Origin of the sequence: Saccharothrix violaceirubra, assembly GCF_014203755.1 — a bacterium.
Lineage (GTDB): Bacteria > Actinomycetota > Actinomycetes > Mycobacteriales > Pseudonocardiaceae > Actinosynnema > Actinosynnema violaceirubrum.
On sequence record NZ_JACHJS010000001.1, the window covers coordinates 2070295 to 2088396 of the forward strand.

Sequence of the window (18102 nt, forward strand, 5' to 3'; positions counted from 1 at the left end):
TAGGCGTGAAACTCCTGCGACCATCGGGTGATCACCGGGTGCGGGTTGTGGTGCCCGGTGGGTGAGAAGGCCAAGCTGTCGCGTGTGGACGAAGACCTCGCGGAACTCGCACGGCGTCATGGTGTCGCCACGCGCTATCAAGACGCGGACCGGCGCTGGGTCGACGTCGACGCGGACGTCGTGGTCGCGGTGCTCGCCCGGTTGGACGTCGACGCCGCCACGCCGGAAGCGGTCGGCCGGGCGTTGAGCGCACCGCCCGCCGACGAAGGTCCGCTGGTGCTGCGCGACGACGTCGTCCTCGACGGGCCGGGCACCGTCGAGCTGGAGCACGGGGGCGCGGTCGACCTGCCCGCTGTCCTGCCGCCCGGCTACCACCGCCTCGCCGGGCGGACCGTGATCGTCGCGCCCCGGACGTTGCCGCCGGTGCCGGCGGCCTGGGGGTGGATGCTCCAGCTCTACGCGGTGCGGTCCGCCGGGTCCTGGGGCATGGGCGACTACGGCGACCTGGCCGAGTTCGCCGCGCGGTCGGCGGCGGAACTGGGCGCGGGCGTCGTGCTGGTCAACCCGGTCCAGGCGATCAGTCCCACGTTCCCGGTCGAGCGCTCGCCCTACTCGCCGTCCAGCCGCCGGTTCGCCAACCCGCTCTACCTGCGGATCGTCGACCTGCCCGAGTTCACCAGGGCCGACGGCGACACCCGCGACCGGGTGCTCGCCCTCGCGCCGGCCGACGACTCCGCGCTGATCGACTACGACGCCGTGTGGCGGGCCAAGCTGGCGGCGCTCGAACTGCTGTGGCCGTTCGCCGACCGGGTCGAGCCGACGGGTGACCTGCTCGGGTACGCGCGGTTCTGCGCGCTGGCCCGCGAGCACGGACCGGACTGGCGGACGTGGCCGACCGCCCAACAGGACCCCGAAACCGCCACACCCGACCACGATCGGGTGCTTTTCCACGCCTGGCTGCACCGGGCGTGCGAGGCCCAGTTGGACGCGGCGCGTCGGGCCGCGCGCGACGCGGGCATGGCGGTCGGCATCGTGCACGACCTGCCCGTGGGCGTGCACCCGGGCGGCGCGGACACGTGGGCCGTGCGCGACGCGTTCGCGGCGGACGTGCGCGTCGGCGCGCCCCCGGACGCGTTCACCCGGCTCGGCCAGGACTGGAACCTGCCGCCGTGGCGCCCGGACCGGCTGGCCGAACAGGACTACGAGCCGTTCCGCGCGGTGCTGCGGGGAGTGCTGCGGCACGCCGACGGCATCCGCGTCGACCACGTCGCCGGGCTGTGGCGGCTGTGGTGGATCCCGCCGGGCGAACCGGCACGTCGCGGCACGTACGTGCACTACGACTCCGAGGCGATGCTCGCCGTGCTGGCCCTGGAGGCGTACCGGGCCGGCGCGGTCGTCGTCGGCGAGGACCTCGGCACGGTCGAGCCGGAGGTCACCGAGACGCTGCACCGCGACGGCATGCTCAGCTCCGCGGTCCTGTGGTTCATGCGTGACTACGACACGCCTGGTCACCCGCTCATTCCGCCGGGGCAGTGGCCGGTCGGCGCGATGGCGAGCATCTCGACCCACGATCTGCCGACCGTGGCCGGATTCCTGGCGGCCGAACACGTTCGGGTGCGAGCCGACCTGGGCTTGTTTGAAGGCGACGTGCAGCGGGAACTAGAAGCTGCCGGCACCGAGCGCGCCGACCTCGTCGCGCTCGCCGAGCGGGAGGGGGTCGACACCGATGACCTGGTCACGGCGTTGCACGGCGTACTAGCGCGGGCGCCGTCGTCGTTGCTGCTCACCTCGCCGCAGGACGCGGTGGGCGACACCCGCCAGCCGAACCTGCCGGGCACCGTGGACGAGTACCCGAACTGGCGCATCCCGCTGTCGGTCCCGCTCGACCGCCTGCTCGCCGACGACCGGGTGGTCCGCGTCGCCCGCGTCCTGGCCGCACGCCCGGACCGGTGACGGGTCCGCCGGGCGGCCCGCGCGAAGCCTGTCACCGCAGGCAGCGCCGCCGCGGAGTATCGTCTCGAAGTCACCCGCGCCATGGTTGGAGGTGGCATTCCCCCGTGAAGACCGAAGTCGTGTCGCACGCCGGGCTCGTGCCCGAACAGCTCAGCCCGCTCCGTCCGGACCCCGTCGACGTCCTCGAGGTGGCCGTCGAACGCGTTCTCGCCGCGGTCCGGCCGAGCAATCTCGCCGACCCGCTCGCCGGCACCCGCAACGCCGAGGAGTCCCTCATGGACGCGTTGCGCCGTACCGCGCACGCCGGGCCGACCGAAGCCGTCGCCTGTGCCGAGGCCGCGGCCGAACACCTGCGTTACGGCGAACTCCAGGAGGCACGCCTCCTGCTCACCGCCGCGCGCGGCGAACTCGCCCGGCGCAGAGGCTGAGCGCAGAGGCTGAGCGCAGAGGCTGAGCACAGCCCGCCGCGCGAGACCTGGGAACGGGTGTCACAGAACTAGGACTGCTAAGGAGCACAGTGCGGCCCTGGCCCGGAACGCCCTATCCCCTCGGGGCGACCTACGACGGCGTCGGAACCAATTTCACCCTGTTCTCGGAAGTGGCGGAGTACGTCGAACTGTGCCTGTTCGACGACACCGGCCGGGAGACGAGGGTCAGGCTGCCGGAGGTGGACGGGTTCGTCCACCACGGCTACCTGCTCGGCGTGGGACCCGGTCAGCGGTACGGCTACCGCGTCCACGGGCCCTACGACCCCAAGCGCGGCCTGCGCTGCAACCCGAACAAGCTGCTGATCGACCCGTACGCCAAGGCGATCACGGGCACGGTCGACTGGGACGAGTCCCTGTTCGGCTACCCGTTCGGCGATCCGGACGGGCGCAACGACGCCGACTCGGCCGGGCACGTGCCGTTGTCGCTCGTGGTCAACCCGTTCTTCGACTGGGCCAACGACCGGCCGCCCAAGACCCCGTACAACGAGTCGGTCGTGTACGAGACGCACGTGCGCGGCCTGACCATGCTCCACCCGGAGGTGCCGCAACGGTTGCGCGGCACGTACGCGGGTCTGGCGCACCCGGCGGTGATCGACCACTTCAAGGCCCTGGGCGTGACGGCCGTCGAGCTGATGCCCGTGCACCAGTTCGTCACCGACCACGGCCTGGCCGAGAAGGGCCTGCGCAACTACTGGGGCTACAACACGATCGGGTTCTTCGCGCCGCACGAGGGTTACGCGGCGCTGCCCGAGACGGGCAACCAGGTCCAGGAGTTCAAGGGCATGGTCCGCGCCCTGCACGAGGCGGACATCGAGGTCATCCTCGACGTGGTCTACAACCACACCGCCGAGGGCAACCACCTCGGGCCGACGCTGTCCATGCGCGGCATCGACAACCAGGCGTACTACCGGCTCGTCGACGACGACCAGAAGCACTACATGGACTACACGGGCACGGGCAACTCGCTCAACGTGCGCAGCCCGCACACCTTGCAGCTCATCATGGACTCGCTGCGCTACTGGGTCACCGAGATGCGCGTCGACGGGTTCCGGTTCGACCTGGCCGCGACCCTGGCCCGCGAGTTCTACGACGTGGACCGGCTGTCGACGTTCTTCGACCTGGTGCAGCAGGACCCGGTGGTCAGCCAGGTCAAGCTGATCGCCGAGCCGTGGGACGTCGGACCCGGTGGCTACCAGGTCGGCAACTTCCCTCCACTGTGGACGGAGTGGAACGGCAAGTACCGGGACACGGTCCGCGACTTCTGGCGCGGCGAGCCCGCGACGCTGGGCGAGTTCGCGTCCCGCTTCACCGGCAGCTCCGACCTCTACCAGGACGACGGCCGCCGGCCGTACGCGTCGATCAACTTCGTCACCGCGCACGACGGGTTCACGCTCACCGACCTGGTGTCCTACAACGAGAAGCACAACCAGGCCAACGGTGAGGACGGCCGCGACGGCGCGGACGACAACCGCTCGTGGAACTGCGGCGTCGAGGGGCCGACCGACGACCCCGAGGTCAACGAGCTGCGCGCCCGCCAGCGCCGCAACCTGCTGGCCACGCTGATGCTGTCGCAGGGCGTGCCCATGCTGCTGCACGGCGACGAGCTGGGCCGCACCCAGGACGGCAACAACAACGCGTACTGCCAGGACACCGAACTGTCCTGGGTGGACTGGACGCTCGCCGAGAAGAACCGCGACCTGGTGGAGTTCACCGGTGCGCTGGGCGCCTTCCGCCGGGCGCACCCGGTGCTGCGCCGCCGCCGGTTCTTCCAGGGCAAGCCGATCCGCAAGGGCGACGAGCTGCGCGACATCGCGTGGTTCACGCCGTCGGGCGCCGAGATGACCGAGCGGACGTGGGAGGACGACTTCGGCCGCTGCGTGGTCGTGTTCCTCAACGGCGAGGGCATCCCGGACCTGGACCAGCGGGGCATGCGGGTACTCGACGACTCGTTCCTGGTCGCGTTCAACGCCCACCACGAGGACATCGAGGCCACCCTGCCCAACGCCGACTACGGTCCGGAGTGGACGGTGGTGGTCGACACCGCGACGGGTGTCGTGGCCGATCCCCGGACCGGGGAGACGGTGTCGGCGGGTGGGCGGGTGACGCTGTCCGCGCGGTCGTTGGTCGTGCTCCAGCGGAACGGCGCGCGATGAACGCGCCGTCCTCCACCTACCGGTTGCAGTTCACACCGGCTTTCACCTTCGCCGACGCCGAGGCGGTCGTCGACTACCTCGACGCGTTGGGCGTCGGCGCGCTGTACGCCTCGCCCCTGCTGGAAGCCGTGCCCGGCTCGACGCACGGCTACGACGTGGTCGACCCGACCAGGGCGCGCACCGACTTCGGCGGCGAGCCCGGTCGGGTCTCGCTGTGCGCGGCGGTGCGCCGGGCGGGGCTCGGGTTCGTGGTCGACATCGTGCCCAACCACATGGCCGTCGACCTGGAGACGGCCAACGCGTGGTGGCTCGACCTGCTCGCGCACGGCCGGGAATCGCGGTACGCGAAGTACTTCGACGTCGACTGGGACGCGGGCCTGGTGCTGCCGTTCGCGGCCGACGCGTCCGGCGAGGTCGACCGGGGCACCTACCGGGTGATCGACTGGCGGCGCGGTGACGCGGAGCTGACCTACCGCAGGTTCTTCGACATCACCACGCTCGCCGCGGTGCGCGTGGAGGACCCCGAGGTGTTCGCCGCGACCCACGACGAGGTGCTGCGCTGGGTCGCGGCCGGGGACGTGACCGGGCTGCGCGTGGACCACCCGGACGGCCTGTCCGATCCCGGCGGGTACGCGCGGGCGTTGCGCGCGCGGACCGACGCGTGGCTGGTCGTGGAGAAGATCCTCGGACCGGACGAGCGGCTGCCCGCGTCGTGGCCGGTCGACGGGACCACGGGCTACGACGCGTTGCGCGAGGTGTGCGGGCTGTTCGTCGACCCGGCGGGCGAAGCCGGGTTCACCGCGTTGGCCGCGGCGTACGGCGTTCCGACGGACTTCGCCCGGGTCGAGCACGAGGCGCGGGAACGCATCGCGGCCGCGAACCTGCGCGCCGAGGTGCGCCGGATCGCCGCGCTCGTGCCGCACCCGGACGCCGAACGCGGCGTGGCGCGACTGCTGGCGGACTTCCCGGTGTACCGGTCCTACCTGCCCGAGGGTCGTGCCGCGTGGGACGCCGCCGTGGCCGCGTCGACCTCGCCCGCCGTGCGCGTGATCGACGAGATGGTGCGTGCCGATCCCCTGGGCGAGTTGGCGACGCGGGTCCAGCAGACGTCCGGCATGGTCGTGGCGAAGGGCACCGAGGACACCGCGTTCTACCGCTACACCCGGTTCGTGGCGCTCAACGAGGTCGGCGGCACGCCCGACCGGTTCGGCGTGTCCCCGGCGGAGTTCCACCGCCGGGCCGCCGAGCGGGAAGCCGGGTCGCCGCACACGATGACGGCCCTGTCGACCCACGACACCAAGCGCGCCGAGGACGTGCGTGCCCGGCTCGCCGTGCTGTCGGAGATCCCGGACGAGTTCGCGGCGGCCGTGCGCCGGTGGACCGCCGCGCACCCGATCGACGAACCGTCGCTCAACCTGCTCGCGTGGCAGTCGCTGGTGGGCGCGTGGCCGATCACCCCTGCCCGCATGGCCGCCTACCTGGACAAGGCCGCCAAGGAGGCGAAGATCCGCACGTCGTGGACCGACCACGACGAGGAGTTCGAGGCGGCGGTCGCGGCGTGGCCGGCCGCCGTGCTCGACGGACCGCTCGCGGGCGACGTCGCCGAGTTCGTCGCCGGGATCATGGCCGCGGGCTGGTCCAACTCGTTGGGGCAGAAGCTGGTGCAGCTCACCGCGCCCGGCGTGCCCGACGTGTACCAGGGCACCGAGCTGTGGGACCTGTCGCTGGTCGACCCGGACAACCGGCGGCCGGTCGACTACGGGGTGCGGCGGCGGCTGCTGGCCCGGATCGAGGCGGGCGACCTGCCCGCCGTGGACGACTCGGGCGCGGCCAAGCTCCTGGTGGTGCACAAGGCTTTGCGGTTGCGGCGCGACATGCCGGAGTCGTTCCGGGGTTACCGGCCGTTGGCCGCGTCGGGGCCCGCGGCGGAACACGTGCTCGCGTACGAGCGTCGCGGACTGGTGGCGGTCGCGACCCGACTGCCGGTCGGGCTGGCCGCCGGCGGCGGGTGGCGCGACACGGTGCTGCCGCTGCCGCCCGGAGCGTGGACCGACGTGCTCACGTCGCGTCCGGCGTCGGCGGCCCTGGCCGACCTGCTCGACCGCTATCCCGTGGCCCTGCTCGTGCGAGGTGACCGGTGATCTTCTCCGTGTGGGCGCCCACGCCCGCCTTGGTGTCCCTGCGGGTCGACGGCGTCGACCACCCGATGTCCGGCTCCCCGGACGGCTGGTGGCGGGCCGAGGCGTCCGGGACCGACTACGCGTTCGTGGTCGACGGGACGGCGTTGCCCGACCCCCGGTCCTCGTGGCAGCCGAACGGCGTGCACGAGGCGTCCCGCGTGTACGACCACTCGGAGTTCGCGTGGACCGACTCCGGGTGGGCGGGCCGGCAGCTCGCGGGTGGGATCGTGTACGAGCTGCACATCGGGACGTTCACCCCGGAGGGCACCTTCGACGGTGCCGCGGCCCGGCTCGACCACCTGGTGGACCTGGGCGTGACGCACGTCGAGGTGATGCCCGTGAACGCGTTCGACGGCGTCGCGGGCTGGGGCTACGACGGGGTGCTGTGGGGCGCGGTGCACGAGCCTTACGGCGGGCCGGACGGGTTCAAGCGCTTCGTGGACGCGTGCCACGCGCGGGGACTGGCCGTGCTGCTCGACGTGGTCTACAACCACCTCGGCCCGTCGGGCGCCTACCTCGACCGGTTCGGGCCGTACTTCGCCGGGCGCAACGACTGGGGACCCGGGCTCAACCTGGACGGGCCGGGGTCCGACGAGGTGCGCCGGTACGTGGTCGACAACGCGGTGGCCTGGTTGCGCGACTTCCACGTGGACGGGCTGCGGCTGGACGCCGTGCACGCTTTGGTCGACCGCGGTGCCGTGCACCTGCTCGAACAGCTCGCCGTCGAGGTCGAGGCGTTGTCGACCGGGTTGGGGCGGCCTCTGACGTTGATCGCCGAATCGGACCTCAACGACGCGTCGCTGGTCACCGCTCGCGAGGGCGGCGGCACCGGACTGCACGCGCAGTGGTCCGACGACCTGCACCACGCGTTGCACGTGGCGTTGACCGGCGAGACCGCCGGCTACTACCCGGACTTCGTCGGCGCCCTGGCCGCGACTCTGCGCGGCGTGTTCTTCCACGCGGGCACGTGGTCGTCGTTCCGGTCACGCCACCACGGGCGGCCGGTCGACACGCGGCGGGTGCCCGGCCACCGGTTCCTCGCCTACCTGCAGAACCACGACCAGATCGGGAACCGGGCGACCGGCGACCGGCTGTCCGCGACCGTGCCGCACGGGCTGCTGGCGGTGGGCGCGGCGATCGTGCTGACCTCGCCCTACACGCCGATGATCTTCATGGGGGAGGAGTGGGCGGCGTCGACGCCGTGGCAGTTCTTCGCCTCCTTCCCCGATCCCGGACTGGCGGAGGCGGTGCGCACCGGACGTCGGCGCGAGTTCGCCCGGCACGGCTGGGGCGAGGCCGACGTGCCGGACCCGATCGACCCGGAGACCGTGCGACGGTCCACGCTGCGGTGGGACGAACCCGTCGAACCCGGACACGCGGACGTGCTGCGGATGTACCGGGAGCTGATCGCGTTGCGGCGGTCCCACCCGGAACTGGCCGACCCGCGCGTGGACCGGTTCGAGGTGCGCGAGGTCGGCACGGCGCTGGTGCTGCACCGGGGCGGTCTGCGGGTCGTGTGCAACCTCGGCGCCGAGCCGGTGGACGTGGAACTCGACGGCCCGTGCGGCGAGGTGCTGCTGTCGTCGGCTCCGGTGGAGTCGGGCGGGCGCGCGATGCGCGTGCCCGCCGCCTCGTTCGTCGTGGTGGGGCTAGGGTCTCAGCCCGTCGTCGGGTAGCCAGCCGACCTCGGCCAGGCGTTCGACCAGTTCCTTCGTCGCCTGGGCGACCAGGTCCGCGAGGCGCCGGCGTTCGTCGGGGCGGTGTTCCCGCTCGGCGGCGTCGTGAGCCTCGACGAGGTCGCGGGCGGCCTCGACCACCTCGGTCCCCGGCCACTCGGCGGGCCGCTGGGGCGTCAGGTGCACCGCCCGCACCGCACGGCGCGGGCCGAGTTCCGCGGCCAGGTCGACCAGCCGCACGGCGATCGTGTGCAGCTTCACGTTGTGGTGCTGGGACATGCGGACCAGCAACCGGAACCCCTCCTGGGGCGAACAGCCCTGCACGGCCGCGATCAGGCCCGTCGCCTGACCGATGACGGTCCGGGTCCGCACCGCGTTGCGCAGCCCCAGCACCTCGGCCTCCAAGCCGGCGATCCGCGCGGTCAGCGAATCGTCCAAGCCGTCATCCCCGACCACGGTCGGGCTCCCTTCGCACGTCGGAACCGGTCAGCCGGTGCGAGAGCGCGGGGAAGCGCGGAGTCGGCACCCGGCAAGCCCACAGCTCTCGCTGACCCCGGTGACTCCGGGGTGGCTTGCGGCTGGCTTTTCAACCGCGTCAGTCGATCACCGTAGTAGGTCGGTGCCGACCGGGCGAAACCGGAGGTGTGCGTGGGACGGCAGCAGGTTTCCTGCCCGTGCGCGCGGGTATCCCCCGAGTGGCCGTATCGAGGCGAACCGGAGGAGCGGTGATGGGTGCCGAGGACAAGATCCGCAACATGGCCGAGGAGCTGAAGGGCCGTGCGAAGGAAGGCTTCGGCCGGACGACGGGCGACCGGCGGACCGAGGCCGAGGGACGCGGCGAGCGCACCAAGGCGTCGTTGAAGCAGGCCGCGGAAAAGGTGAAGGACGCGTTGCGCCCGAAGAACCGCCACTGACGGGAAAACCGCGGCGCCGTCCGGACCTCCGGACGGCGCTTTTCCGTTTCCGGCTCCGGACGTGAAGCGACCCCCGGACCTTTTCCCGCCTGCGGCGGGCCGAGCCGGACTGTGCTCGGGGTCACGGGGGTCGGGAGGCCGCCTGGATTTCACCGGGCCGCCTTGAGAAATGCGGCCCTAGCGGACAGCCACCTCACGACGAGTCCTGTTGCTACACAACTTTGGACCACCTCCTCTCTCGTGTAAGGAAAACCTAGGCGAGGCCCGTCGGGGCCCGCAACGTAATTACGGGTCCGATTCCCGCCGGAATCCGGGCCCGTCGGCGACCACGATCCCCCTTGTGGAGAAAGCACAGCTGGGTGGACGGGTCGCCTTTGTCACGGGCGGCAGCAGGGGAATCGGGGCGGCGGTCGCGCTCCGGTTGGCGCGGGCCGGTGCGGACGTGGCCGTCACGTGTCGGGCACAGGCCGACGACGTGGCCGCGGCCGTCACGGCGTCGGGGCGTCGGGTATTGGTGCACAAGGCGGACAGCGCCGACGTCGACTCCGTCGCGCGTGCGGTCCGGGAAACGGTGGACGTCCTCGGACGCGTGGACGTGGTCGTCAACAACGCGGCCGAGTTCACCACCGGACCGGTGACCGGGCTGTCGGCGGACGACTTCGACCGGACGATGGCGACGAACGTGCGCGCGGCGTGGGAGGCGGTGCGGGCCGCCGTGCCGCACCTGGGCGAGGGTGGGCGGATCGTCACCATCGGAAGCCTTGTGGCACACCGGGTCCCGGTGCCCGGGTTCTCGCTCTACGCGACCAGCAAGGCCGCGCTGGTCGGGCTGACCAAGGCGTTGAGCCGGGAACTGGGTCCGCGGGGGATCACGGTGAACGTGGTGCACCCCGGACCGGTCGACACCGACATGAACCCGGCGGACGCACCGGCCGCCGACGGGTTCCGCGCGTACACCGCGCTGGGCCGGTACGGGAAACCGGACGAGGTCGCGGCCGTGGTGGAGTTCCTCGCCTCGCCCGACGCCGCCTACGTGACGGGCTCGGAGGTGTTCGTGGACGGTGGTTTCACGGCCTGAGAAAGGCGCGGTGCGCGGGGGACATCCCGCGCACCGCGCCCGGTCCTCGGATCAGCTCACGTTCACGTCGATGCAGGCGTAGAAAGCGTTCGGCGTGTCGGAGATGTTCCAGATGGCCAGCACCTTCTGCCGACCGCTGCCCGGCAGGGTCACCTGGTGCGAGATGCTCGCGCCCGGCTGCTTGCCGTTGCCCGCGAAGGACGCCACGCGCGTGCCGTTGACGTAGTACTCGTAGCTCGCGGTCGCGTGCCGTGCGGTGAAGGTCCAGCTGAACGTGGCGGTGCGGCCCACGCTCGCGGCCTGCCACCCCTTGCTGTCGTTGTTCAGGTCCGCCCAACGGGCGTCGCCGCCGTTGCAGCTGCGCAGACCCTTCGGACCCTCGACGCTCTGCGGTTCGTACTTGATCGACCCACAGGCGACGACATTGCGGGCGCACTGGGCTTGACGGCTCGCGGGAGACGAGACGTAGCCGTGTGCGGACGCCGGCGAGGTGGGCAGGGCCACCAGGACCAGCGGCGTGGCGATCACACCGGCCACGGCGGCGGCGAGCCGCTTGCGGAGTGCCATGTGGAGCTCCTCTCGGGTGGGCATATCCGGCAGGGCGACGCGTGACCCGAGCACGCAGGCCGCTCGGGCAACACGTTCTCCCAGTCGCGGCGGCAGGTCTAGACCATACTGTGTGTGATTGTCCGGTGACAACCGTGCGGTGGTGGGTTCGTTCGGATCTTTTCCAAACGAACGGCGGGCGTCCGCGCTGGTCACGGGGGAGTACCGCGGACACCGCCCGGTCATGCCGGTCGCCGGAACTACAGTGGTCTTACCAGTTCACAGTTCAGTCCGGTGGTGTTCACACACCGGTCGTCGTGAACGCCCGCGCGACCCGGGCCGCGACCCGGTCGGCGGTCACGACGTGGGTCAACGGCGAGTCCGCGATCCGCGCCGTCCGCTCGTCGGCGCGTGCCGCGATGGCGTCGGCCGTCCGCCCGCTGCCGCGCAGCACCAACAGCGGGCGACCGCGGGCCAGACTCGACTCGGCGTCGTCGAGGCTGATCAGCCCGCCGTTGGCCAACAGCGTCACCGAGGGCAGGCCGGCCGCGACGGCCGTGGCGGTGTCCGCGAGCCACGGCACCTCGTCGCCCCAGCGGTCGCCGGGCACGAGCACGACGTCGGTGTGGTGCGGTTCCAGCGGCGTCTTGCCCAACGCCCCTTCGGCCGCGACCCCGACCAGGCGGAAATCGCCGCCCGCGGCGGCGCGGGCCGACCCCATGGCCCGCATGACCCCGGCGTCGGTCCCGCCGTCGACGACCACCGCCCCGAACCCGTCGAGGACCGGCACGAGATCGGCGAGCACGCCGGCGACGAGGTCGAAATGCGCGTCGGCCATCCCGGCCGCCCCGCCGACCAGGACCAGTACCGGCCGCCCGGCGGGCAGTCCCGCGACCCACGGCAGTCCCGCGACCTCTCCCACCCGAACCCTGCGCACGCCCGCGCACGTTACCTGTCGACTCCGCCGGGGGCGGGCGGCTTTCCCGGGAAAGGAAGCGTGAAGGCGGGACTGCGGGAATTCCACGGTGGGCATCACGGGCCCGACGCCGACTACGCGGTGGGACAGGGGAGGAGACCGCACATACCGACCTGGTGTCCGAACTGCCGGACCTGACCACCCTGCCGCTGTCCGATCCGCGGAGCGTCCGTTCGCCCTTGCTGGACCGGGCGATCGCGTCGACACGCGCCCGGATCGCGGTCGGCCGGTGCGGTGACGCGGTACAGGGCCGGCGTGGGTGACGGCCACGTCCTGGACGTCCTGACCCCGGTCGGGTGCCACGCCCGGTGTTCGACGAGATCCGCGCCGGACCGGTGGCGCGTGCGGGGATGAGGGTGCCGCGCACCGGGCAGCACAGCCTGCGCCGCCCGCGCCTGCGGATGGTCGGTCGACGCGTTGGCCGAACGGCCCGGCCCTGCGCCGTTCGACGAGGTCGAGCGACCGTAGTCGGTACTCGTGGCCGAGGACCGGCGCGCGCACGGCCGATCGGGTGGCCCCGGCCCCGCTGGTCGACGGGGCCGGGGCCGGGCTTTCAGATCTCCAGGCCGGTCAGGACGAGGACCTTCTCCTCGGTCAGGTCGGCCATCGCCGAGCGCACGCCCTCGCGGCCGATGCCCGACTCCTTCACACCGCCGTAGGGCATCTGGTCCGCGCGGAACGACGGCACGTCGCCGACGATCACGCCGCCGACCTCCAGCCGTGCCGACGCCTTGAACGCCAGGCGCACGTCGTGCGTGAACAGCCCCGCCTGGAGACCGAAGCGGGACGAGTTGACCTTCCCGAACGCCTCCTCGACCGAGTCGACCACGTCGAGCACGACGACCGGTCCGAAGACCTCCTCGTCCACGACCTTGCACCCGGCCGGCACGTCGGCGAGCACGGTCGGCGTGACGGTGGCTCCGTCGCGCGTGCCGCCGGTCAGCAGCGTGGCGCCCGCGTCGACGGCCTCGCGCACCCACGTCTCCACGCGTCGCGCGGCGGCCTCGTTGATCAACGGGCCGACGTCGGTCGCCGGGTCGGACGGCTCGCCCAGGCCCAGCTTGCGCACGTTCTCCACGACCGCGTCGGCCACCCGCTGGTAGACGTCGCGGTGCACGAACACGCGCTGGACCGAGATGCACGACTGCCCGGCCTGGTACATCGAGAACGTCGCGATGCGCTCGGCCGCCCAGTCCAGGTCCGACCAGTCGGGGGCCACGACCACGGCCGCGTTGCCGCCGAGTTCGAGCGTGACGTGCTTGCGCGGCACGCGCTCCAGGATCGCGAAGCCCACCGGGCCGCTGCCGGTGAACGACACCACGGGCAGGCGCGGGTCGGCGACGAGTTCGGACGCCACCTCGTTGGGCACCGGCAGCACCGACCACGAGCCCTCGGGCAGGTCGGTCTCGGCGAGCAGTTCGCCCAGCAGCAACGAGATCAGCGGCGTGGCGGGCGCGGGCTTGACGATGATCGGCGCGCCGACCGCGAGCGCGGGCGCGACCTTGTGCGCCACCAGGTTCAGCGGGAAGTTGAACGGCGCGATGCCCAGCACCGGGCCGCGCGAGACCCGGCGGACCAGGGCGAGCCGTCCGTCGGAGGCCGGTTCGGTGTCCAGGCGCTGGAGTTCGCCGGAGAAGCGGCGGGCCTCCTCGGCGGCCCAGCGGAACGTGGCGATCGCGCGGTTGACCTCGACCGTCGCCCACTTGACCGGCTTGCCGGACTCGGCGCTGATCAGGGCCGCGACCTCGGTGATGCGCTCGGCCAGGCGGCGGGACACGTGGTCGAGCGCGGCGGCGCGGACGTGCGCGGGCGTGAGCGCGAACTCGGCCGCGACCGCGTCGGCCGCGGCGACCGCGCGCTCGACGTCGGCGGCGGTCGCCTGCGACGTGGTGCCCGCGAGCGCGCCGTCGTGCGGGCTGCGGACCTCGACCACGTCGTCGCTCGTCACGGGACGGCCGGCGACCCAGTAGGGGGTGCTCATGGTGTCTGAACTCCGTTCTTTGCGCGCAGGTGCGGGCAAGGCGAATCCGGGTGCGATCCGAGGCGGACCACGGTGCCGGCCGGGTCGGTGGTCGGCAGGGCGAGCGCGCGGTCGGTCACCCCGGGGGAGGGGTCGGCGGGCACGGCCCGGAGGTCGGGCGGGTGCCCGGCCCGGTGCGGCGGTGTCGTGCCGGGTCCGGTGGTCGGCGGGTCCGCGGCCCGGCGGTCCGCCGGCGTGGTGCCGCGGTGGAGTGTTTCGACGGCCGGGTGGGCCGGTGGCGAGGTGTCCTGTCCGGCCGACGGGGGCGGGGCGTCCGGGGCCGTGGCGCGCGGTCCGGGAGTCAACCGGTCGTGGGTGGTGTGCGGTCCCGTGACCGGGAGCGGGGTCTGTCGGTCGGGCGCGTGCGGCCCGGTGTCCCGGTCGGCCGGGTGTGCGGACGGCACGGCGCCGAGGCGGACCGGTCCGGCGGGGGCGTGCGCGCCGGTCAGCGTGTCCATCGCCTGGAGGGCGGCGGGTGACGTGCTCGACACCGGGGTCAGGACGGCGGCCCGGTCGACGAAGCGGGTACCCGGGCGCGGGGCGGGCAGCCTGGGGGCCGGGGTGGGCATGCGTCCAGCATTGCTCCTTTCGGAGGTTCCGCACAGTCGCCGATCTGGCCAATCGATCGGCTATGCATGTACACAGTGTCCATGCCGTTGACGTTGGCCACGCTCGTGCGGGAGACCGGGCTCACCATCCGGGTCGCCTTCGGGCTCGACCGGGTGGTCTCGTGGGTGCACAGCACCGAGCTGGCCGACCCGACGCCGTTCCTCGAAGGCGGCGAGCTGTTGCTCACCACGGGCCTCGCGGCCGGCCCCTACGACGCCTACGTGCGGCGGCTCGTGGACGCCGACGCGGTGGGCCTGGGCTTCGGCACCGGGCTCAGCCACGACCGCGTGCCCGACGGCCTGGTCCGCGCCGCCGCCGAGATCGGGTTCCCGCTGCTGGAGGTGCCCCGGGCCGTCCCGTTCATCGCGATCACCAAGGCCGTCTCGGCGGCGGTCGCGGCCGACGAGTACGCGGCGGTCGAGCGGATCAGCGTCGCCCGCCACCGGCTGACCCGGGCGGCGGTCGGGCCGCGCGGCGCGGTCGCCGTGGTGCGCCGCCTGGCGGCCCTGCTCGACGCCGGGGTGGCGCTGCTCGACGAGGCGGGCCACGCGCTGCACGTCGTCGGCCACGTGCCGCCGGTCGACGCCGAGGTCCGCCGGATCTCGGGCGGCCGGGCGTCGGCGGTCTGGCAGGCCGACGGCACCGACGTCGCGCTCCAGGTCCTGGGTCGGGGCGGGTTCCTCGCCGTGGCGACCGGCCGGCCCCTGGACCTCGCCGATCGCGACATCGTCGACACGGCCGCGTCCCTGCTCACGCTCGCGCTCGTCCGCACCGACGAGGTCGACGCCGTGCGCGCGGAACTGCGCACCGCCCGGTTCCGGCTGCTGCTGGCCGGGATCGCGGTCGACGGCGTGCCCGAGCCGCCGTTCCGGGTGTTCGTGCTGCGCCACGACGTCGCCGACCCGCCCGGGTTCTGGGCCCGGATCGACGGGCGGACCGTGGTGGTGGCCAAGGACTGCGCGCTGCCCGCCGCCGCTTCGTCCGAATGCGACGATGTCGCGCGCGGCTACCGGGAGGCGTCGCGGGCCTGGCAGGAGGGCGTCGACCGGTTCGAGGACGTGGCCGGGTCCGGACTGCTCGCGCCGGACGCCGACGCGTTCGCCGAGGCGTTGCTCGCGCCGTTGGACGCCGTGCTGCGGGACTCGTTGCGGGTGTGGCTGGGCTGCCACGGGCAGTGGGACCCGGCCGCCGCGCGCCTGGGCGTGCACCGGCACACGATGCGCAACCGGATGCGGCGCGTGGAGGAGCTGCTGGGCCGGTCGCTCGACTCGGCGGGACTACGGGCCGAACTCTGGCTCGCACTCCACGCGGGTCGGTAAAGTGCCGGTCAACCGCCGCGCCCGTCCCGTCATCGAGGGGGATACCTTGGCGCGATTGCGATTGGCCGCCCACGCGGCGGCGGCCCTCACGTTGTCGGTCGGCCTGATGACCGCCGCGTTCGCCAACCCGGCGAGCGCGTGCAGTTGTTTCCCGAACGACACCGAGGGTGCCCGCTACCAGCGGGCGCAGTACGTGTTCCACGCCCAGGTCCTGAAGGAGACGCTCGACGCCGGCGACCCGGCGCAGACCTGGGACGACCGCTACCGGTACACGGTGCGGCCGGGCGTGGAGTACAAGGGCGACGTACCGCGGCGGCTCACCGTGACCACGTCGACCAGCGGCGCGGCGTGCGGCATCCGGCTGTCCGTCGGTCAGTCCTACCTGGTGTTCGCGCACGGCGACGCCAGTGACGGCGTGATCGAGACGATGATGTGCAGCGGCACGCGGCTCAGCTCGGGCGGTCCGCCGAACACCACGCCGCCCAGTGCCACCACGACACCGCCGACGACGACCACGGCGCCGTCGACCACCTGCGCCACCGGGCAGACCACCGCCCCGTCGACGGCCCCCTCCGGGCCGACGACCGGCACGCCCACCGTGCCGACCCGCTGAGCGGTCCCGGCCGGTCGGCGGTCAGTCCCCGTCGACCGGCCGGTGGCCGTACTCCTCCTCCAGCGGGTCCTCGGGGTCCAGGGCGGGCCTGACCCCGTCGGCCTCGCCGAGGGCCGCGATCTTGGCGTCCTCGTCGTCGATCAGTTCGTCGAGCGTCGGTTCCCGCGGGCTTCCGGTCATGCGCCAGGGGATACCCGGTGCCGCCGTGGGGATGCACACCCTACGAATGTTGCGCGCCGATTGCGTGATGCCGAACGAATGGCGAACCCCGTTGGGCGAACGTTGGTGGCGGACGGTAGTTTCCGCCCACGCGAATGGCTCGAACGGAGGTCCGCCGAATGTGGGACGGAGACCTGACCGGCGAAGTCCTGAACAGTCGGTACGCCGTGGGCGGCCTCTACGGCGCCGGCGGCATGGCCGAGGTGTACCGCGCGTTCGACACCAGGATGGACCGGCGCGTCGCCATCAAGGTGTTCCAGGGCGACGCCGCGTCCGAGGAACGCGTCCGACTCGACCGCGAGGCGCGGATGCTCGCCTCGCTGCACTGCCCCGGCGTGGTCGCCGTGTACGACACCGGGATCGTGCGCGGCCGGCCCTACTACGTGATGCAGCCGATCGACGGCGGCACGCTGCGTCGGCGCATGCGCGAGCCGATCGCCCCGTCGGTGGTCGCCCGGATCGGGGCCCAGGTCGCGGAGATCCTCGCCGCGGTGCACGCGCACGACATCGTGCACCGGGACGTGAAGCCGTCCAACATCCTGCTGGACCTGGGCGAACGGCGGGCGTACCTGGCCGACTTCGGCCTTGCCCTGCAAGGACAACTCACCCGCGTCACCCGGACCGGGGTGCTCGTGGGCACGGCCGGGTACCTCTCGCCGGAGCAGGTGCGCGGCGGGGACGTGACCGCCGCGTCCGACGTCTACGCGCTGGGCCTGGTCCTGCTCGAATGCCTGACCGGCTGGCCCGAGTACCCGGGCGGCGACACCGAATCGGCCCTGGCGCGGCTGCACCGCGAACCGTGCGTGCCGGCGGGGCTGCCCGCCTCGCTGACCGACGTGCTGGTGGCGATGACGTCGTCGGTGCCGGGAAACCGACCGACGGCGGACGTCTGCGTGCGGCGGCTGGTCCGGGCCGAGCGCGACTGCCTCGGGCTGGAGCCGTTGAGCGGGGACGGCGTGGTGACGCGACCCGAACCGCCGGCCGACCGCCGGCGGTCCGTGCGGGTGCTCGCGGGCGTGGCGGCGGTCGTCGGGGTCCTGGCCGTCGCGGGGGCGCTGCTGTGCCGCGGGACGCCGCCGGTCGACGAGCGGTCCGCGCCGGGGATCGCCGCCACGAGGACGTCGGCCACCACCCCTGGTTCATCCACAGTGGACTTACCGGGGGCGGTGCCCGAGGAGCCGGTCGCGGAGACCACGCCGGTCCGGTCCGGCGCCGCGGTCCCGGAGACCCTGCCACCCCGGATCGGCTCGGCGACCGTCGTCGAGCCGACGGAGGGGACGACCGCGCCGGAACCGCCGAAACCCACCGTCCCCGCCAAGGGCAAGGGGAACGGCAAGGGCAAGCCGAAGGGCTGAGCC

General features: G+C 73.0%; 17 protein-coding genes. 11 read left to right on the forward strand and 6 right to left on the reverse strand.

What is annotated here, in order from left to right; translation table 11 throughout:
* Positions 1 to 57: 57 nt before the first annotated feature.
* The 5 genes from malQ (at position 58) to treZ (ending at position 8450) form a co-directional block, all read left to right on the forward strand.
* Positions 58 to 1953: a 4-alpha-glucanotransferase gene (gene malQ / locus F4559_RS10335; protein ID WP_376774629.1), complete on the forward strand. Its 1896-nt coding sequence runs from the start codon at positions 58 to 60 to the stop codon at positions 1951 to 1953.
* 104 nt (positions 1954 to 2057) lie between these two features.
* Positions 2058 to 2381 carry a hypothetical protein gene (locus tag F4559_RS10340; protein ID WP_184667926.1) on the forward strand — a complete coding sequence of 108 codons (324 nt, stop codon included), beginning with the start codon at positions 2058 to 2060 and terminating at the stop codon, positions 2379 to 2381.
* 89 nt (positions 2382 to 2470) lie between these two features.
* Positions 2471 to 4594: a glycogen debranching protein GlgX gene (gene glgX, locus F4559_RS10345; protein ID WP_184667929.1), complete on the forward strand. Its 2124-nt coding sequence runs from the start codon at positions 2471 to 2473 to the stop codon at positions 4592 to 4594.
* Entirely contained in the window at positions 4591 to 6735 is a 2145-nt protein-coding gene (gene treY, locus F4559_RS10350) for a malto-oligosyltrehalose synthase (protein ID WP_184667931.1), read from the forward strand. Before glgX ends, treY begins: the two co-directional genes overlap by 4 nt.
* Positions 6732 to 8450: a malto-oligosyltrehalose trehalohydrolase gene (treZ, locus tag F4559_RS10355; protein ID WP_184667933.1), complete on the forward strand. Its 1719-nt coding sequence runs from the start codon at positions 6732 to 6734 to the stop codon at positions 8448 to 8450. Before treY ends, treZ begins: the two co-directional genes overlap by 4 nt.
* Here the strand turns inward: treZ and F4559_RS10360 are convergent.
* Positions 8424 to 8906, reverse strand: a complete 483-nt coding sequence (locus F4559_RS10360; protein WP_184667935.1) for an ANTAR domain-containing protein — start codon at positions 8904 to 8906, stop codon at positions 8424 to 8426. The genes treZ and F4559_RS10360 overlap by 27 nt on opposite strands.
* Before the next feature lie 272 nt (positions 8907 to 9178).
* Here F4559_RS10360 and F4559_RS10365 point away from each other — a divergent pair, with 272 nt between their 5' ends.
* Both F4559_RS10365 and F4559_RS10370 read left to right on the forward strand, forming a co-directional pair.
* Entirely contained in the window at positions 9179 to 9364 is a 186-nt protein-coding gene (locus F4559_RS10365) for a CsbD family protein (protein WP_184667937.1), read from the forward strand.
* A gap of 340 nt (positions 9365 to 9704) precedes the next feature.
* On the forward strand, positions 9705 to 10442 hold the full coding sequence (locus F4559_RS10370; protein WP_184667939.1) for an SDR family NAD(P)-dependent oxidoreductase: 738 nt from the start codon (positions 9705 to 9707) through the stop codon (positions 10440 to 10442).
* 51 nt (positions 10443 to 10493) lie between these two features.
* Here F4559_RS10370 and F4559_RS10375 read toward each other — a convergent pair whose 3' ends face one another.
* Both F4559_RS10375 and F4559_RS10380 read right to left on the reverse strand, forming a co-directional pair.
* Positions 10494 to 11009, reverse strand: a complete 516-nt coding sequence (locus tag F4559_RS10375) for a lytic polysaccharide monooxygenase auxiliary activity family 9 protein (RefSeq protein WP_184667941.1) — start codon at positions 11007 to 11009, stop codon at positions 10494 to 10496.
* Positions 11010 to 11289: 280 nt separating this feature from the next.
* Positions 11290 to 11925 carry a hypothetical protein gene (locus F4559_RS10380; RefSeq protein ID WP_184667943.1) on the reverse strand — a complete coding sequence of 212 codons (636 nt, stop codon included), beginning with the start codon at positions 11923 to 11925 and terminating at the stop codon, positions 11290 to 11292.
* A gap of 155 nt (positions 11926 to 12080) precedes the next feature.
* Between F4559_RS10380 and F4559_RS10385 the strand changes: the two genes are divergently transcribed.
* A complete protein-coding gene (locus F4559_RS10385) occupies positions 12081 to 12227 on the forward strand; it encodes a hypothetical protein (RefSeq protein WP_184667945.1) in 147 nt (48 codons plus the stop codon).
* A 290-nt stretch (positions 12228 to 12517) separates the two neighbouring features.
* On the opposite strand, the gene F4559_RS10390 is transcribed toward F4559_RS10385, so the two are convergent.
* Both F4559_RS10390 and F4559_RS10395 read right to left on the reverse strand, forming a co-directional pair.
* Positions 12518 to 13945, reverse strand: a complete 1428-nt coding sequence (locus F4559_RS10390; protein ID WP_184667947.1) for an aldehyde dehydrogenase family protein — start codon at positions 13943 to 13945, stop codon at positions 12518 to 12520.
* Positions 13942 to 14553 (reverse strand): hypothetical protein, encoded by a 612-nt coding sequence (locus F4559_RS10395; RefSeq protein ID WP_184667948.1) that lies wholly within the window; start codon positions 14551 to 14553, stop codon positions 13942 to 13944. The genes F4559_RS10390 and F4559_RS10395 overlap by 4 nt, the downstream gene beginning before the upstream one ends.
* A gap of 81 nt (positions 14554 to 14634) precedes the next feature.
* On the opposite strand from F4559_RS10395, the gene F4559_RS10400 reads away from it, so the two are divergent.
* Positions 14635 to 15912: a PucR family transcriptional regulator gene (locus F4559_RS10400; RefSeq protein ID WP_184667950.1), complete on the forward strand. Its 1278-nt coding sequence runs from the start codon at positions 14635 to 14637 to the stop codon at positions 15910 to 15912.
* 46 nt (positions 15913 to 15958) lie between these two features.
* Complete coding sequence (locus tag F4559_RS10405; protein ID WP_184667952.1) at positions 15959 to 16525, forward strand: netrin-like domain-containing protein; 567 nt, start codon at positions 15959 to 15961, stop codon at positions 16523 to 16525.
* A gap of 21 nt (positions 16526 to 16546) precedes the next feature.
* On the opposite strand, the gene F4559_RS10410 is transcribed toward F4559_RS10405, so the two are convergent.
* Entirely contained in the window at positions 16547 to 16705 is a 159-nt protein-coding gene (locus F4559_RS10410; protein ID WP_184667954.1) for a hypothetical protein, read from the reverse strand.
* A 158-nt stretch (positions 16706 to 16863) separates the two neighbouring features.
* Between F4559_RS10410 and F4559_RS10415 the strand changes: the two genes are divergently transcribed.
* Positions 16864 to 18099, forward strand: a complete 1236-nt coding sequence (locus F4559_RS10415) for a serine/threonine-protein kinase (RefSeq protein ID WP_184667956.1) — start codon at positions 16864 to 16866, stop codon at positions 18097 to 18099.
* The last annotated feature ends 3 nt before the right edge of the window (positions 18100 to 18102 follow it).

What these genes read in the sequence shown, in the direction of transcription:
- treY (WP_184667931.1), top strand. Translation starts at nt 4,591, where the DNA reads ATGAACGCGCCGTCCTCCACCTACCGGTTGCAGTTCACACCGGCTTTC.
- F4559_RS10365 (WP_184667937.1), top strand. Translation starts at nt 9,179, where the DNA reads ATGGGTGCCGAGGACAAGATCCGCAACATGGCCGAGGAGCTGAAGGGC.
- F4559_RS10375 (WP_184667941.1), bottom strand. Translation starts at nt 11,009, where the DNA reads ATGGCACTCCGCAAGCGGCTCGCCGCCGCCGTGGCCGGTGTGATCGCC.
- F4559_RS10390 (WP_184667947.1), bottom strand. Translation starts at nt 13,945, where the DNA reads ATGAGCACCCCCTACTGGGTCGCCGGCCGTCCCGTGACGAGCGACGAC.
- F4559_RS10395 (WP_184667948.1), bottom strand. Translation starts at nt 14,553, where the DNA reads ATGCCCACCCCGGCCCCCAGGCTGCCCGCCCCGCGCCCGGGTACCCGC.
- F4559_RS10400 (WP_184667950.1), top strand. Translation starts at nt 14,635, where the DNA reads ATGCCGTTGACGTTGGCCACGCTCGTGCGGGAGACCGGGCTCACCATC.
- F4559_RS10410 (WP_184667954.1), bottom strand. Translation starts at nt 16,705, where the DNA reads ATGACCGGAAGCCCGCGGGAACCGACGCTCGACGAACTGATCGACGAC.
- F4559_RS10415 (WP_184667956.1), top strand. Translation starts at nt 16,864, where the DNA reads ATGTGGGACGGAGACCTGACCGGCGAAGTCCTGAACAGTCGGTACGCC.